This window comes from Plantactinospora sp. WMMC1484 (assembly GCF_049315195.1).
Lineage (GTDB): Bacteria > Actinomycetota > Actinomycetes > Mycobacteriales > Micromonosporaceae > Plantactinospora.
Map to the genome: position 1 here is coordinate 1194175 of NZ_CP186055.1, position 14867 is coordinate 1209041.

A 14867-nucleotide genomic window follows, 5' to 3' on the forward strand; every position below is an offset into this window, starting at 1 on the left:
CCAGCTGCCGACCCCGTCGACAGCCGGCCCTGGTCGGCAGCCGATGCCGCGTTCCCGCTCGTCCCGGCCCGGTTGTCGTCCCGCCCACCCGACGATCGGGGAGGCGGGCGACCGATGATCGGGAAAGGATCAGCTCCGTTCGGCGGCGCGGCGCGCCCGGAGACGGTCGGCGAGCGCGCCGAGCGCGGGTGCGGCGCGGGTCACCGCGGCCCGTTGATCGTCGTCGAGCTCCGCCAGGGCGTCGGCGAAGAGCCGTGCCCAGGACTCCTCGATCCGCGCCGAGCCGTGCGCGGCGTCGACCGTCGCGTGCAGCCGTACGGCCCGCCGGTCGTGCGGGTCGGGCTCGCGGCGTACCAGATCGCGGGCGACCAGGGCGCGGACGGTCGCGCTCACGTTGCTGGCGTGCAGTCCCAGGTCGCGGGCGATCGTGCCGACCGAGACGCCGGGGGACTCCGCGACGTAGCGGAGCACCTCCAACTCCGACGGCGGGAGCTGGCCGAGCCCGGCCTCGTCGACGCCCTGTAGCCGCATCACCCGGCTCAGTTGGTACAGAACCGGTACGAGTGTCCTCGCCTGCCGCAGGACGGTCTCGTCCGCCATGCTCACTCGTTTCACCTCACGAGGGTACCGCTAGACATAGTTATATAGCTATAGTAAATTGACGTTCGTGACTTCCGCCCCCGCCCGGACCGAAGACTCCAGCCCGACGTCGACGCCCCGGCCGCGCACCGGCGCGCGCCGGCTGCTGCTCCCCGCCCTGGTGCTGCTGGCCTTCGTGCCGCCGATGGGCATCGACATGTACCTGCCGGCCTTTCCCCGGATGGCCGACGAGTTCCGGACCGACCCCTCCGGGATCCAGCTAACCCTGACCGCGTTCGTCATCGGGCTGGCACTCGGGCAGCTCGTCCTCGGCCCGCTCTCCGACCGCTACGGCCGGCGGACACTCATCCTCGCCGGCACCGCCGTCTGCGCCGCCGCCACCGCCGCGTGCGCGTTCGCACCCACCCTGGAGGCGCTGACCGCGCTGCGCTTCGTCACCGGGTTCAGTGCCGCCGCCGGGGTGGTCGTCGGCCGGGCGGTCATCTCGGACACCGCCGAGGGGCCGGCCGCCGCCCGGATGTTCGGCATCCTGATGGCGCTCAGCGGCATCGCCCCGATCACCGCACCGCTGATCGGCGGCGTGGTGACCAGCGTCGCCGGCTGGCGCGCCGTCTGGGGCACCCTCGCCGCCGGACTGCTGCTCACCCTCCTGGTCGCCCTGGTCGGCGTACCGGAGAGCCTGCAGCCGGAGCGCCGGCATGCCGGCGGGCTCCGCGCCACCGTGAGCACCGCGCGGTCGTTGCTTACCGACCGGATATATCTCGGCTACACCTTCGCGTTCGGGTTCGGGTTCGCGGCCCTGTTCTGCTACATCGCCGCGTCGCCCTTCTTCCTCCAGTACGTCCTGGGCCTGACCGTGCGGCAGTCCGCCGTCGCCTTCGCCGCCGGTGCGCTCGTCGCCACCCTGAGCAGCGCGGTCAACGCCCGGCTGGTCGGCCGGGGTGTCGTCCGCCCCGCGATTCTGCTCCGGCTCGGCCTGGCCGGCATGCTGGTCAGCACCGCCGGCCTGCTCGCGGTAACCCTCGCCGGGGCGCTCGGCCGGGCAGTGACGGTCGCGCCGCTGCTGCTCTTCTTCGTCGGGCTCGGCATGATCATGGGTAACGCGACGGCGCTGGCGCTCCAGCGGGCACGACAGGCCGCTGGCAGCGGGTCGGCGGTGCTCGGCACCCTCCAGGGCTTCCTCGCCGGGGTGACCGCGCCGCTGATGGGGCTCGGCGGGCGGGACGTCGCCGTACCGCTCTTCGCCGGCATGACGGTCTGCGTCACGATCGCCGCCCTCGCCCTGCTACTCACCCGGGAGGCGCATTCGCGTGAATCTTGACGACCTGTTGTCGCTCCAGGTGCAACAAGTCGTCAAGATCCGAGCGGGCGGCGCGCGCGGTGCGGGCGGCGCGGCGGGTGCGGGCGGTGCGGCGGGTGCGGGCGGTGCGGGCGGTGCGGGCGGCGCGGGCGGCGCGGCGGGCCGGTTAGTCGGTGGTGGTGGTGAGGGTGAGGGTGAGGGTGTGTAGGAATGAGCGCCAGGCGGGTGGGGGGAAGAGCAGCACCGGGCCGGTCGGGTCCTTGCTGTCCCGCACCCCGACGAGCCCCGGCAGGTTGCCCGCCACCTCGACACACTCGCCGCCGTGACCGTTGCTGCGGCTGCTCTTGCGCCAGACCGCGCCGCTCAGTTCCATGACTCCGCCACTTCCCGGATCATCTCGATCGACTGCTGGTGGGAGAGGGCCTCGCCCCGGATCGAGTCCCAGAGCCGCTGGACGGTGCGGACGTCCCCGACACGCTCGACGAACCGACCTTCGAGCTGGTCGTCGAGATAGCCGACGTCGTCACCGTCCGAAAGGGACGCGATCACGAAGGGGCCGTTCAGCCCAGCGTACGCGCCGACGCTGGTGGGGACGACCTGGATCCGGGTCCGGGGCTGCTCGGCGCAGAGCTTGACGATGTGCAGCAGCTGCTCCCGCATCACCCCGGCCCCGCCGACCGGCTGGCGCAGCACCCGCTCGTCCACGACGGCGGTGAAGAGCGGCGGGTTCGGGCCGGTCAGGATCTCCTGCCGGGCCAGCCTGGCGGCGACCTGCTCCTCCACCTGCTCGGCGGTGAGCAGCCCGCCGCTGCGCAGCAGCGCGCGGGCGTACGCCTCGGTCTGCAACAGCCCGGGGATCACCGACAGCTGGAAGCAGCGGATGGCTACCGCCTCCTGTTCGAGGCCGACCCAGTGCCGGAACCACGGCAGCACCGGGCCGGGGCCGAGCACGGCTTGGATCCGTTCGAGCAGGCCGCCGGTTTCCATGACGCTGTCGCAGCGCTTGGCGAACTCGCGGGTCGCGCGCCGCTGACACAGCTCGATCTTGGCTATCAGCGCCGAGGAAAAATTGATCCGCTGCGCCAGGGCGTCCTGGGAGAGCCCGGCGATTCCGCGGAAGCGGCGTAGTTCGCCGGCGAACAATGCGAGGGTCGTCGGTTCGGCCACTGACAGGCTCCTTACCCATGGATTGTGGATGACGGACAACGGTGCGGGTGGTCGCGCGGAGACTTCCGACAGTAGTCCTCCGATTACCACACTGGAACCCGGGAATCGCGCCCTTCGGCACACCGGGAAGCTGCGCCCGGGTGGGCGCCCCGACCCCGGGGACGGCTCGCAACTCGTCCTTGCCCGAGCCGGCCCCGGGGTTTCTCATTCTGAGGAGGTCGGAATCCGATGTGGGCGCCAATACGCCGGCTCTGGCCGCCGCTGCCGGGCCATCGCCGTCGCCGTCAACCGGAACCGATCCGGTACGCCCCGCTGCACCGCCGCGACTGGCGGCGGGTCTGCTGGCGGCGGCCCTGGTGGCGGTGGTGCCGCTGCGGGGACCGGTGGCCGTGCCGGGATCGGCTCGACCCGCCGCCGGTCGTGCCGCCGTATCCGATGTGGCAGTGCCCGGCCGCGCGGATCGGCGCGAACCTGCCGCCCCGACGGGAGCGCGAACGCCCGACGAACCAGGGCCCGACCTGGCGATCCGAGCCGGGCCCCTGGCGATCCGAGCCGGGCCCCTGGCGATCCGAGCCGGGCCCCTGGCGATCCGAGCCGGGCCACCGTGGATGAGCCGGAGCAGGGGCCGCACCTGCCGCTGCGACCACTGTGGATCTGCCGGCGGTGCGGACAGCCGTGGCCGTGCGCGGTGGCCCGGCTGGCGTTGCTGGCCGAGTATCGGGACGACCGGGTGGGGCTGAGCGTCCATCTCGGGGCCGCGCTCTTTGCCGCCACCGCCGACCTCTGTCGACTCGACCCGAACCCCGGACCCGACCCGGCGGCCCTGTTCGCCCGATTCCTCGGGTGGGCGCGCCCACGATTATGACCGTTATTCTACAGTGGCCCGCAACCCATTTATCCGCCCTTTTTCGGGGCAACCGCGATCGATGTTGGGGTACTAGTCTGGAAATCAGATGCTCCCGGCTCGACAATTCCTGTGCCATTCGGGGGCATAACCACGCCTATCGAAAGGACGACACGTGGACTACACCAATCTCGGCCGGACAGGGTTGCAGGTCAGCCGCCTCTGCCTGGGGACGATGACGTTCGGCCGCGAGATCGACGAGGCGGAGAGCCACCGGTTGCTCGACCGCTTCACCGAGGCCGGCGGCACCTTCGTCGACACCGCCGACGCCTACGGCGAGGGCCGGGTCGGAGGAGATCATCGGAAGCTGGCTGCGGACGAGGAACCGCCACGATCTGGTGCTCGCCACCAAGGTGCGGTTCGGCGCCGGCCGCAACCGTCGTGGCCTGGGCCGCAAACACATCCTGCACTCGGTGCACGAGAGCCTGCGGCGGCTGGGCACGGACCATCTGGACCTCTACCAGGTGCACATGTGGGACTTCTCGACCCCGCTGGAGGAGACGCTCCGCACGCTCGACTCGCTGGTCAGCGCCGGCACCGTGCGCTACCTCGGGATGAGCAACGTCGCCGGGTGGCAGTTGCAGCGCACCATCGACCTGTGCCGGACCATGGGCTGGGAGCCGGTGGTCTCGCTGCAACCGCTCTACAACCTGCTCGACCGCGAGGCCGAGTGGGAGCTGCTGCCGGTCTGCCGCAACGAAGGGCTGGGCGTCATACCGTGGAGCCCGCTGCGCGGCGGCTGGCTGACCGGCAAGTTCCGCCGGGGCGCCAGGCCGGCCGGCGGCGACACCCGGATCGGCGAGACCGGCGGCGCCGATCCCTCCTGGACGGAGTCGTGGGACAACTACGACAACGACCGCACCTGGGGGGTGCTCGACACGCTGCTCAGCGTCGCCGACACGACCGGCCGGACCCCGGCACAGGTGGCACTGAACTGGCTGCTGCACCGGCCGGAGGTCACCGCGCCGATCCTGGGCGCCCGGTCGACGGCACAGCTCGACGACAACCTCGGCGCCGTGGGCTGGCATCTCGATCCGGCGGACCGGGCCCGGCTGGACGAGGCGAGCACCCGGCGGATGCCGTACCCGTACGCACTCCTGGAAGATCTGCGCGATGTGTGACGAGGAGACCGGTAGCGGAAGGACATTTCCGGGCGTACCGGTACCCGATATCTGAAACTGCCACCCGGACGGGTGACGACGATTACTCTCCGGAGTATGGCTCGGAGGTTGCTCGCACTCAGAGTGGTCGGTGCCGTGCTGGTGCTGCCGTGGACGACGATGGCCGGACCGCCGGGAGCGGTGGCGAGAGAGACGGTGACGGCGACAGGGACGGTGACGGCGACAGGGACGGTGACGGCGACAGGGACGGTGACGGCGACAGGGACGGTGACGGCGACAGGGACGGTGACGGCGACAGGGACGGTCGCGACGGGGACGACCGTTCCGGCGAGAGCGGGCACGCCGTTCCGGCCGTGTCCGGCGCCGAACCCGCCGGTGGCCCGGCCGACCCGACCCGCGCCGCCACCACTCGATTCGACGAAGGCGGTGGTCGGCGGTCCCTCGCTGGCCACCGCCGGGCTCGTCGCCCCGCCCGGCGCCGCCGAGCCGCCGAAGGTCACCGCCACCTCCTGGCTGGTCGCCGACCTGACCAGCGGCGCGGTGCTCGGCGGCTGCGGCCCGCACGAGTACGGCGTGCCGGCGAGCGTGCAGAAGCTGCTGCTGGCGGCGGCGGTGCTCCCCCGGTTGGATCCGAAGCAGGTCGTCGAGGTGACCGAGTCGGATCTCGACTTCGAGCCGGGCAGCTCGGCGGTCGGGCTGGTCCGCGGCGGTCGCTACACGGTGGAGACGCTCTGGCTGGGGCTGATCCTCAACTCCGGCAACGACGCGGCGAACGTGCTGGCCCGGCTCGGCGGCGGGGCCGGTGGGCTGGCCGCCGGGGTGGCGGCGATGAACGCCGAGGCAAAGCGGCTGGGCGCGTACCAGACGCACGCCGCCACACCCTCCGGGCTGGACGGTCCGGGCCAGTACACCAGCGCGTACGACTTGGCGCTGATCGCCCGCGCCTGCTTCGCGCACCCCGACTTCCGCACGTACGCCGCCACGAAGATCGCCAACGTGCCGGCGCAGGCGGCGAACAACACCAAGGGCTTCCCGATCTGGAACGACAACCAGCTCCTGCACCGCTATCCCGGCGCGCTGGGCGGCAAGACCGGCTACACCGACCTGGCCCGGCACAGCTTCGTCGGGGCGGCCGAGCGGAACGGGCGTACCCTGCTGGTCACCCTGCTCGGCGCGGAGTCGCAGCCGCAGCGCGGCTGGGAGCAGGGCGCCGCGCTCCTCGACTGGGGGTTCGGGCTGCCCGCCGACGCGAGCGTCGGCCAACTCGTCGCACCAGGACAGGCCGACTCCCACAACCAGGTCGCGTCCCCGGTCGCCGGGGCCACCCCGGTGGGCCAGGACCACAGCACCCGTCCCGGCTGGCTGCTGATGGCGGGCGCCCCGGCCGTGCTCGTCGGTGCCCTGCTGCTGACCCTGCTCCTGCTGCGACGCCGACGCCGACGCGGTGCGCACAGCCACGGCCACGACCGCTAGGCCACAGCCGCTGGGCCACAGCCGCTGGGCCACAGCCGCTGGGCCACAGCCGCTGGGCCACAGCCGCTGGTGCGGCAACCATCCTGAGCTCGCGCGACCTGCTGCCAGCGGCCCGGCCGCTGGGGCGTGCTGTCGCCTCCGCCACTGGCCCCGGTGACGTCCTCGGCGACTAGCCTTGGTGACGCCAGGAACCAGCCGGCCCGGTCGGAGGAGTGCGGATGACCCGCTACGTGGCGCTGTTGCGCGGCGTCAACGTCGGCTCCGGTAACCGGATCGGCATGGCCGACCTGCGCCGGATCGCCGCCGGTCTCGGCCACGACGACGTCAGGACCTACCTGCAGAGCGGCAACGTGGTGTTCGGAGCCGACGAACGCGCCGGGCCGGAACGGCTGGCCGGCGACATCCGGCGGGCCCTTGCCGACGAGTTGGACCTGGACGTTGCGGTGATGGTCCGCTCCGGCCCGGAGCTGGCCGGGCTGATCGGTGGCAACCCGTACGCGGCCGGGCAGCCGGAGGAGGTCAAGATGCTGGTCGCGTTTCTGGCGGAACCGCCGGGGGCCGCCCGGGCGGCCGAGCTGGCCGTGCCGGGTGGCGAGAGCGCCGAGTTCCGCTTCGCCGGCACCGGCCGGGACGTCTACCTGCACTATCCGGACGGGTACGGCCGCAGCAGGTTCAGCAACGCCTACCTGGAGAAGCGGCTCGCCGTGGCCTCGACCACCCGGAACTGGCGGACCGTCCGGGCCCTCGCCGAGCTGACCGCCGGCGACTGATCCGGGGGCTACAGGCCCAGGTCACGGGCGATGATCATGCGTTGCACCTCGGAGGTGCCCTCGCCGATCTCCAGGATCTTCGCGTCCCGCCAGAACCGGGCCACCGCGAACTCGTTCATGAAGCCGTAGCCGCCGTGGATCTGGGTCGCGTCCCGGGCGTTGTCGACGGCACACTCGCTGGCGTGCAGCTTGGCGATCGCGGCGTGCCGCTTGAAGTCCTCGCCGGCCAGCATCCGGGCCGCCGCGTCGTAGTACGCCAGCCGGGAGGTGTGCGCCCGCCGCTCCATGTCGGCGATCTTGAACTGGATGGCCTGGAAGTTGCCGATCGGCTGGCCGAAGGCGTGCCGGTCCCGGGCGTACCGGACGGACTCGTCGACGCAACCCTGCGCCAGGCCGACCGAGAGTGCCGCGATGGCGATCCGCCCCTCGTCGAGGATCCGCAGGAACTGGGCGAAGCCCCGGCCGCGCTCGCCGAGCAGGTTCTCCGCCGGCACCCGGCAGTCGTCGAAGGTCAGCTCGTGGGTGTCCGAGGCGCACCAACCCACCTTGGAGTAGCCCGGCGCGACGGTGAAGCCTGGCGTGCCGGCGGGCACGATGATGGTGGAGAGTTCCTTGGAGCCGTCCGGGTTGGTGCCGGTGACGGCGGTGACCGTGACCAGGGTGGTTATCTCGGTGCCGGAGTTGGTGATGAACGCCTTCGACCCGTTGATCACCCACTCGTCACCGTCCAGCACCGCGCGGGTCGCCGTGCCACCGGCGTCCGAGCCGAAGCCCGGCTCGGTCAGCCCGAATCCGGCCAGTGCCTCCCCGGCGACCAGCTTCGGCAACCAGCGGGCACGCTGCTCCGGGTTACCGAACCGGTAGATCGGCATCGCGCCGAGCGAGACCGCCGCCTCCAGGGTGATCGCCACGCTGGAGTCGACCCGGGCCAGTTCCTCCAGGGCGAGGCAGAGCGCGAAGTAGTCGCCGCCCATCCCGCCGTGCTCCTCCGGAAAGGGCAGGCCGAAGAGCCCCATCTTGCCCATCTGCGCGACGATCTCGTACGGGAAGGTGTGCCGTTCGTAGTGTTCGGCGATCGCCGGCGCGACGACCTCGCGGGCGAAGGACCGCACACTCGATCGCAGCGCCTCGTACTCCTCGCTGAGCCGGAAGTCCATGGGTTCCTCCATCGTCGTCGGTCGGGGGTGGTCGGTCGCCCGGTGGTCAGACGGGCGTGACGCCGTGCCGGCGGCGGGAGAAGCCGCGGTCCTTGCCCAGGGCGGCGGCGAACCGACGGACCAGTTCGGCCCGCAGGTCCGCCGGCTCCACGATCGCGTCGACGACCAGTTCGCTGGCGAGCCGTACGAGATCGATGTCCTGCTCGTAGGCGGCGCGGCGCTCCGCGACGAAGGCCGCCCGCTCGTCCGGGTCCGCGATCGCGGCGATCTTGTTGGCGTAGACCGCGTTCACCGCGGCCTCGGCGCCCATCACCGCGATCTTCGCCGTGGGGAGCGCGATCGTCGCGTCGGGCTCGAAGCCGGGTCCGGCCATCGCGTAGAGGCCGGCGCCGTACGCCTTGCGGACCACGACGCAGATCTTCGGTACGGTCGCCTCGCTGATCGCCGTGATCATCTTGGCGCCGTGCCGGATGATGCCCTGCTTCTCCACCGCCGTGCCGACCATGAACCCGGGGACGTCGGAGAGGAAGAGCAGCGGCACGTTGAACGCGTCGCAGAGCTGGACGAACCGGGTCGCCTTGTCGGCCGAGTCGACGAAGAGCACCCCGCCCTTGAACATCGAGTTGTTCGCCACGACGCCGACGACCTGGCCGTCGAGCCGACCGAAGCCGACGGTCAGCTCCCTGGCCCAGAGCGCCTGGATCTCCAGGAAGGAGTCGGCGTCGAGCAGCCCCTTGACGTACCGCCGCATGTCGAAGGCCTGCCGCTCGCTCGCCGGCACCAGTCCGGCGAGGTCCACACTGGTCGGTGCGGCGACGGCGGGCGCGGCCGGCGGCGTCTGTGTCCAGTTCGCGGGCAGGTACGACAGGTAGCGGCGCACCACGTCGAGGGCGTCCGCCTCGGTCTTGCAGAGGAAGTGCCCGACGCCGGACTCGGCGCAGTGCACCCGGGCCCCGCCCATCTCCTCCAGGGTCGTCTTCTCCCCGGTGACCATCTCGACCATCCGGTCCGAGCCGAGGTACATGCTGGCGTTGCCGTCCACCATCGCCACGACGTCGCAGAAGGCCGGGATGTACGCCCCGCCGGCCGCGCTCGGCCCGAAGAGGGCACAGACCTGCGGGATCGAGCCGGAGGCGCGGACCTGGTTCCAGAAGATCTTGCCGGCGCCGCGCCGGCCGGGGAAGAGGTCGACCTGGTCGGTGATCCGAGCGCCGGCCGAGTCGACCAGGTAGACCATGGGCAGGCCGGAGGCGTACGCCCGCTCGATGATCCGGATGATCTTCTCGACCGTACGGGCGCCCCAGCTCCCGGCCTTGACCGTGGAGTCGTTGGCCATCAGGCAGACCGGCCGGCCGTCGATGCTGGCGGCTCCGGTGACCACCCCGTCGGCGGGGAGCCCGTCGGCGAGCGCGTTGGCGTAGAGCCCGTCCTCGACGAAGGATCCCTCGTCGACCAGGAGCGCGATCCGCTCGCGGGCGAAGAGCTTGCCCCGGGCCGCGTTGGCGGCGTGGTACCTCTCCGCGCCGCCGGCCCGGACGCGCTTGCCGAGCTGCTCCAGCGCCTCGCCGTCGAGTGTCACGCCGCCTCCTCGTCCCGGTACGCGCCTGCCTGCCGGGCACGGCGCGAGATGGCCTGAACGATCGTTAGGTTACTGCACCCCGACGCGTCCGGGCCAGTCGACGGAGGGTCATAACGAAAGGCTACGTATCCGGACAGGATGGTGTAATTGACGGCCGTCGATTACTCTGCTCCCACCCCCGACACACCTTCCCGATCGGAGAAGTGAGCCATGACCTCACGCATCAGCCGGCTACTCGTCGCTTTCGTCGCGACCACGGGTGCCACCCTCGGCGTCACGCTGGCGAACCCCGCGCCCGCCTCCGCCGCCATGACCATCTGCTACAACACCAGCCAGGCACCCAGCTACGTCAGCATCGCCAACCAGGCCGCTTCGATCTGGAACAACGCCACCTCGAACCTGACCCTCAGCGCCAACTGCGGCAACAACCTGCGGATCTACCAGATCACCGGCGGCGGCTCGTACGCGATCCGGACCAGCCTCGGCAACGGCCGGGTCTACATCGACACCCAGCAGGCGCAGCAGTACAGCCCGCTGCGGATCATGTCGCACGAGATCGGGCACATCCTCGGGCTGCCGGACAACTACAACGGCAACTGCGCGCTGCTGATGTCGGGCGGCAGCGCCGGCACGAGCTGCACCAACCCGTACCCGAGCAGCGCCGAGGCCAACCGGGTCACCCAGCTCTTCGCCGGCACCCGGGTCGGAGCCGAGCGCGCCGAGAGCGTCGGCGGCGAGGTCTTCCCGGACAGCTGGCCGGCGGTACTCGCGCCGATCGGCTGAGCCAACCGGCGGTAGCGCGGTAGACCGGCGGTAGCGCGGTAGACCGGCGGTAGCGCGGTAGACCGGCGGTAGCGCGGTAGACCGGCGGTAGCGCGGTAGACCGGCGGTAGCGCGGTAGACCGGCGGTAGCGCGGTAGACCGGCGGTAGCGCGGTAGACCGGCGGTAGCGCGGTAGACCGGCGGTAGCGCGGTAGACCGGCGGTAGCGCGGTAGACCGGCGGTAGCGCGGTAGACCGGCGGTAGCGCGGTAGACCGGCGGTAGCGCTAGAACCGTGACGGGAGGGGTCGGCGCGGTGCCGGCCCCTCCCCGTCGTGTGCCCGGTCAGTCGAGGGTCACCGACCGGCCGGGCGCGATCCGGGCGTACTCGGTCTCGGACTTCTGCTCGAACCAGCGGTCCACGATCGGCGCCCCGCGCTCGCTGACCAGCGCGTCGTGGATCGAGTAGGCCCGCCGCGGCTTGACCGCCCGGACGAAGTCCAGCGACTCCGAAACCTTCAACCACGGTGCACTCGTCGGCACCAGCAGCGTCGCCACCGGCAGATCCGGGACGAAGAAGGCGTCACCCGGGTGGTAGAGGCCACCATCGGCAGTGCCGACGTCGATCACGTAGCCGAGGTTCGGGATGCCCGGCAGCCCCTGGTAGATCTCGGCGTGGTCGCCGCCGACAACCCGGACCGGAAACCCGCCCGCGTCGAACTCGTCACCGGTGGCGACGGGGACGAGCGCCGGACCGAGCTCCTTCAACTGCCCGGCGACGTCGGCGTGGGCGTGGATCCGCAGCGCCGGGTTGGTGGCCACCGCCGCGCTGAGCCGCTCGACGTTGAGGTGGTCGGGGTGCTCGTGCGTGATCAGCACGTGGTCGACCCCGTCCAGCGCCTCGGCCTCGGTCCACATGCCCGGATCGATCACCAGCGACTGTCCGTCCGCCTCCAGCCGTACGCACGCATGGGTGTACTTGATCAACCGCATTGGCCGAGCGTATCCCGGTTTGCCGCTCCGTGAGCCGTTAACAGGGGGCCCTTCCTATGCAGAATGCGATAAGCGGGGGCCCTTCCTTACACCCCTTCCTTACACCCCTTCCTTACATTCGGGGGCCGGCGCGGAGGACGCCGGAGGGGAGTTCCCGGCCGACGAGCTGCTCGGCGTAGCGCGCCGCCCCGAGGAGTGCGTCGAGGTCGATTCCGGTGTCGATGCCCATGTCGTGCAGCATGTGCACCACCTCCTCGGTGGCGACGTTGCCGCTCGCCCCGGGCGCGTACGGGCAGCCGCCGAGCCCGCCGACACTGGCGTCGTATTCGGTGATGCCGAGGTCGAGCGCGGTGAGCAGGTTTGCCAGCGCGGTGCCTCGGGTGTTGTGGAAGTGCAGCAGCACCGGGATGTCGGGCTGCCGGTCGCGGACGGCGGTGACCAGCTCACGGACCCGACGCGGGGTGGCCATGCCGGTGGTGTCGCCGAAGGCGATCCGGTCCGCCCCGTCGGCGACCACCCGGTCGACGATCCCGGCCACTCGGGCCGGGTCGACGTCCCCCTCGTACGGGCAGCCGAAGCTGGTCGCCACGATCACCTCGGCGGTCGCCCCGGCATCGTGCAGCAGGGCGATCAGCCCGGCGATGTCGTCCAGCGACTCGGCGGTGGGGCGGTTGACGTTGCGCCGGTTGTGCGTGTCGCTGGCCGAGACGACCACCTCGATCTCGGTGAAGCCGGCGGCCAGGGCCCGCTGGGCGCCCTTCGAGTTCGGCACCAGGGCCGAGTAGCGCACGCCCGACGCCCTCGTCGCCCGCGCCCACACCTCGTCGGCGTCGGCCATCTGCGGGATCGCCTTCGGGTGCACGAAGGAGACCGCCTCGATCCGGCGTACGCCGGTGGTGGCGAGCAGGTCGAGCAGGCGTACCTTGCCGTCGGCCGGGACCGGGTCCTCGTTCTGCAGGCCGTCACGGGGTCCGACCTCCCGGATCGAGACCGCGGCCGGCAGGTCGGCGCTCACTTCGTCGCCCGCATCCGGGCGACGATGCCCGTGTCGTAGTCGCCGCCGAGGAACTCGGGGTTGTCGAGGAGTTCGGCGAAGAACGGCAGGTTGCACTTTGGGCCGGCGATCTCGAAGCCGGCCACCGCCGTCCGGGCCCGGTCGATCGCCTGGGCCCGGTCGGCGCCGTGCACGACCAGCTTCGCCATCAGCGAGTCGTAGAAGGGCGTGACGGTGGTGCCGAGGGCGTACCCGGAGTCGACCCGCACCCCCTCGCCGGTCGGCTCGGTCCACGCGGTCACCGCGCCCGGGCCGGGCAGGAACCGCTTCGGGTCCTCGGCGTTGATGCGTAGCTCGATCGCGTGCCCGCGCGGCGCCAGCGCATCCGGGTCGAAGGTCGGCGCCAGGCCGGCGGCGACCCGCAGCTGCTCCTCGACCAGGTCGACGCCGTGGACCAGCTCGGTCACCGGGTGCTCGACCTGGAGCCGCGTGTTCATCTCCAGGAAGAAGAACTCCCCGGTGGTGGTGTCGAGCAGGCACTCGACCGTGCCCGCGCTGCGGTAGCCGACCGCCTCGCCGGCCCGGACCGCCGCCGCGAGCAGCCGCTCCCGCAGCGCGGCGTCGACGGCCGGTGACGGCGACTCCTCGACCAGCTTCTGGTTGCGCCGCTGCACCGAGCACTCCCGCTCGCCGAGCGCCACCACCCGGCCGTCGGCGAGGCCGAGGATCTGCACCTCCACGTGGCGTACCCGGGGGAAGTAGCGCTCGATCAGCACCGAGCCGTCCCCGAACATCCGCTCGGCGAAGGCGCGCACCTTGTCGTACTCGTCGCGCAGGCTCGCCGGGTCGGTGGCGACCGCCATCCCCATCCCGCCACCACCGGCGGCGGCCTTGACCATCACCGGGAAGCCGATCGCCGCGGCGGCGTCGGCGGCCGGGTCGGTGGTGCCGGGCGCGACCGGCACCCCGGCCGCGGCCATCAGGTTACGAGCATTGATCTTGTCGCCCATCGCGCTGATCGCCTCGGCGCCGGGCCCGACCCAGACCAGGCCGTTCGCCTCGACGGTACGCGCGAAGTCCGCGTTTTCCGACAGGAAGCCGTAGCCGGGGTGAATCGCCCGCGCACCTGTCGACTTCGCGGCGGCGAGGACCGCCTCGGCGTTCCGATAGCTCTGCGCCGGGTTCGCCGGCCCGACGCAGACCGCCTCGTCCGCCTCGCGCACGAACGGCAGGTCGGCGTCTGCCTCGGAGTAGACCGCAACCGTCCGCACCCCGAGTCGCCGGGCGGTACGGAGGATCCGGCGGGCGATCTCGCCACGGTTCGCGACGAGCAGGGACTCGATCATGTTCAGTTCGCTACCTCTCAGTACTCGGTCCGACAGCGCTGGCGGACCGTCGTGCGCCGACGCGGCGACGTGGAGCGCGGGGAGTGCCTCAGTCGTCCGGATCGGCCAGCAGTGCGGCCAGGGTAGCGGCCCGCAGCAGCACGGCCCGGCGCTGGCGGTCGACCTCGCCACCGAGGAACGGCGTGGAGTTCATCAGGCCGAACGCGGCGTGCGCCAGCACCCGGGCCTCGCCGGCCGGCAGCTTCGGGTGCAGCGCCGTCAGCACACCCACCCACTCCTCGACGTAGAGTCGCTGGAGCCGCCGGATCTGCCGCCGGGGCTCCTCCGGCAGTCGATCCAGCTCGTGCAGGTGCAGCGCGATGACCGCCGGGTTGGCCAGGGCGAACTCCACGTGGAAGTCGATGAGTGATTCGAGCGCGGCCCGGGCGTTCTCCGGATGCTCTGCGACCCGCTGCCGGCCACCCGCCAGCAGCCCGTCACTCACCGGCATCAGCGCGGCGGCGAGCATCGCCTCCTTGCCGGCGAAGTGATGGTAGAGGGCCGGACCCGTCACCCCGGCGGCCGACCCGATGTCGTCCATCGAGACCCCGTGGTATCCGCGCGCCGCGAAGAGGCCGACAGCGATCTCCAGGATCTCCTCGCGACGGGACCGCCGTCGCCGTACGCCGCTGGCGGGGGCGTCGGCCGCCGTCGCCAGCACCTG

At 71.8% G+C, this 14867-nt stretch carries 15 protein-coding genes and 1 pseudogene; 7 read left to right on the forward strand and 9 right to left on the reverse strand.

Features of this window, described 5'->3' with window-relative positions:
- Positions 1 to 129: 129 nt before the first annotated feature.
- A complete protein-coding gene (locus ACN28C_RS05250) occupies positions 130 to 615 on the reverse strand; it encodes a MarR family winged helix-turn-helix transcriptional regulator (RefSeq protein ID WP_422772443.1) in 486 nt (161 codons plus the stop codon).
- A gap of 52 nt (positions 616 to 667) precedes the next feature.
- On the opposite strand from ACN28C_RS05250, the gene ACN28C_RS05255 reads away from it, so the two are divergent.
- Positions 668 to 1921, forward strand: a complete 1254-nt coding sequence (locus ACN28C_RS05255) for a multidrug effflux MFS transporter (protein WP_422772444.1) — start codon at positions 668 to 670, stop codon at positions 1919 to 1921.
- A 145-nt stretch (positions 1922 to 2066) separates the two neighbouring features.
- Here ACN28C_RS05255 and ACN28C_RS05260 read toward each other — a convergent pair whose 3' ends face one another.
- Together ACN28C_RS05260 and ACN28C_RS05265 are read right to left on the reverse strand one after the other, a co-directional pair.
- Positions 2067 to 2273, reverse strand: a complete 207-nt coding sequence (locus ACN28C_RS05260) for a DUF397 domain-containing protein (RefSeq protein WP_422772445.1) — start codon at positions 2271 to 2273, stop codon at positions 2067 to 2069.
- On the reverse strand, positions 2264 to 3067 hold the full coding sequence (locus tag ACN28C_RS05265) for a helix-turn-helix domain-containing protein (RefSeq protein ID WP_422772446.1): 804 nt from the start codon (positions 3065 to 3067) through the stop codon (positions 2264 to 2266). The genes ACN28C_RS05260 and ACN28C_RS05265 overlap by 10 nt, the downstream gene beginning before the upstream one ends.
- A gap of 604 nt (positions 3068 to 3671) precedes the next feature.
- Here ACN28C_RS05265 and ACN28C_RS05270 point away from each other — a divergent pair.
- The 5 genes and pseudogenes from ACN28C_RS05270 (at position 3672) to ACN28C_RS05290 (ending at position 7335) form a co-directional block, all read left to right on the forward strand.
- A complete protein-coding gene (locus ACN28C_RS05270) occupies positions 3672 to 3932 on the forward strand; it encodes a hypothetical protein (protein WP_422772447.1) in 261 nt (86 codons plus the stop codon).
- A 214-nt stretch (positions 3933 to 4146) separates the two neighbouring features.
- Positions 4147 to 4194 (forward strand): annotated as a pseudogene (locus ACN28C_RS05275) (hypothetical protein); the annotation flags it as partial.
- A 115-nt stretch (positions 4195 to 4309) separates the two neighbouring features.
- A complete protein-coding gene (locus ACN28C_RS05280) occupies positions 4310 to 5092 on the forward strand; it encodes an aldo/keto reductase (RefSeq protein WP_422772448.1) in 783 nt (260 codons plus the stop codon).
- A 96-nt stretch (positions 5093 to 5188) separates the two neighbouring features.
- Positions 5189 to 6565, forward strand: a complete 1377-nt coding sequence (locus tag ACN28C_RS05285) for a D-alanyl-D-alanine carboxypeptidase family protein (RefSeq protein ID WP_422772449.1) — start codon at positions 5189 to 5191, stop codon at positions 6563 to 6565.
- Between the two features lie 218 nt (positions 6566 to 6783).
- Complete coding sequence (locus tag ACN28C_RS05290; protein ID WP_422772450.1) at positions 6784 to 7335, forward strand: DUF1697 domain-containing protein; 552 nt, start codon at positions 6784 to 6786, stop codon at positions 7333 to 7335.
- Between the two features lie 8 nt (positions 7336 to 7343).
- Here ACN28C_RS05290 and ACN28C_RS05295 read toward each other — a convergent pair whose 3' ends face one another.
- Together ACN28C_RS05295 and ACN28C_RS05300 are read right to left on the reverse strand one after the other, a co-directional pair.
- Positions 7344 to 8492: an acyl-CoA dehydrogenase family protein gene (locus ACN28C_RS05295; protein WP_422772451.1), complete on the reverse strand. Its 1149-nt coding sequence runs from the start codon at positions 8490 to 8492 to the stop codon at positions 7344 to 7346.
- A gap of 46 nt (positions 8493 to 8538) precedes the next feature.
- Positions 8539 to 10071, reverse strand: a complete 1533-nt coding sequence (locus ACN28C_RS05300; RefSeq protein WP_422772452.1) for an acyl-CoA carboxylase subunit beta — start codon at positions 10069 to 10071, stop codon at positions 8539 to 8541.
- Between the two features lie 210 nt (positions 10072 to 10281).
- Here ACN28C_RS05300 and ACN28C_RS05305 point away from each other — a divergent pair, with 210 nt between their 5' ends.
- Positions 10282 to 10854 carry a snapalysin family zinc-dependent metalloprotease gene (locus tag ACN28C_RS05305; RefSeq protein WP_422772453.1) on the forward strand — a complete coding sequence of 191 codons (573 nt, stop codon included), beginning with the start codon at positions 10282 to 10284 and terminating at the stop codon, positions 10852 to 10854.
- Positions 10855 to 11176: 322 nt separating this feature from the next.
- Here ACN28C_RS05305 and ACN28C_RS05310 read toward each other — a convergent pair whose 3' ends face one another.
- The 4 genes from ACN28C_RS05310 to ACN28C_RS05325 all read right to left on the reverse strand — a co-directional run bounded on the left by ACN28C_RS05310 (position 11177) and on the right by ACN28C_RS05325 (position 14861).
- Positions 11177 to 11824 (reverse strand): MBL fold metallo-hydrolase, encoded by a 648-nt coding sequence (locus tag ACN28C_RS05310; protein WP_422772454.1) that lies wholly within the window; start codon positions 11822 to 11824, stop codon positions 11177 to 11179.
- Between the two features lie 112 nt (positions 11825 to 11936).
- Positions 11937 to 12827 (reverse strand): hydroxymethylglutaryl-CoA lyase, encoded by an 891-nt coding sequence (locus tag ACN28C_RS05315; RefSeq protein ID WP_422774532.1) that lies wholly within the window; start codon positions 12825 to 12827, stop codon positions 11937 to 11939.
- An 8-nt stretch (positions 12828 to 12835) separates the two neighbouring features.
- Positions 12836 to 14164, reverse strand: a complete 1329-nt coding sequence (locus ACN28C_RS05320; protein WP_422772455.1) for an acetyl-CoA carboxylase biotin carboxylase subunit — start codon at positions 14162 to 14164, stop codon at positions 12836 to 12838.
- 88 nt (positions 14165 to 14252) lie between these two features.
- Positions 14253 to 14861: a TetR/AcrR family transcriptional regulator gene (locus ACN28C_RS05325; RefSeq protein ID WP_422774533.1), complete on the reverse strand. Its 609-nt coding sequence runs from the start codon at positions 14859 to 14861 to the stop codon at positions 14253 to 14255.
- Positions 14862 to 14867: the final 6 nt, after the last annotated feature.

Coding starts and splice junctions, on each gene's coding strand:
- ACN28C_RS05260 (WP_422772445.1), bottom strand. CDS start 2,273: ATGGAACTGAGCGGCGCGGTCTGGCGCAAGAGCAGCCGCAGCAACGGT.
- ACN28C_RS05285 (WP_422772449.1), top strand. CDS start 5,189: ATGGCTCGGAGGTTGCTCGCACTCAGAGTGGTCGGTGCCGTGCTGGTG.
- ACN28C_RS05290 (WP_422772450.1), top strand. CDS start 6,784: ATGACCCGCTACGTGGCGCTGTTGCGCGGCGTCAACGTCGGCTCCGGT.
- ACN28C_RS05295 (WP_422772451.1), bottom strand. CDS start 8,492: ATGGACTTCCGGCTCAGCGAGGAGTACGAGGCGCTGCGATCGAGTGTG.
- ACN28C_RS05305 (WP_422772453.1), top strand. CDS start 10,282: ATGACCTCACGCATCAGCCGGCTACTCGTCGCTTTCGTCGCGACCACG.
- ACN28C_RS05310 (WP_422772454.1), bottom strand. CDS start 11,824: ATGCGGTTGATCAAGTACACCCATGCGTGCGTACGGCTGGAGGCGGAC.
- ACN28C_RS05320 (WP_422772455.1), bottom strand. CDS start 14,164: ATGATCGAGTCCCTGCTCGTCGCGAACCGTGGCGAGATCGCCCGCCGG.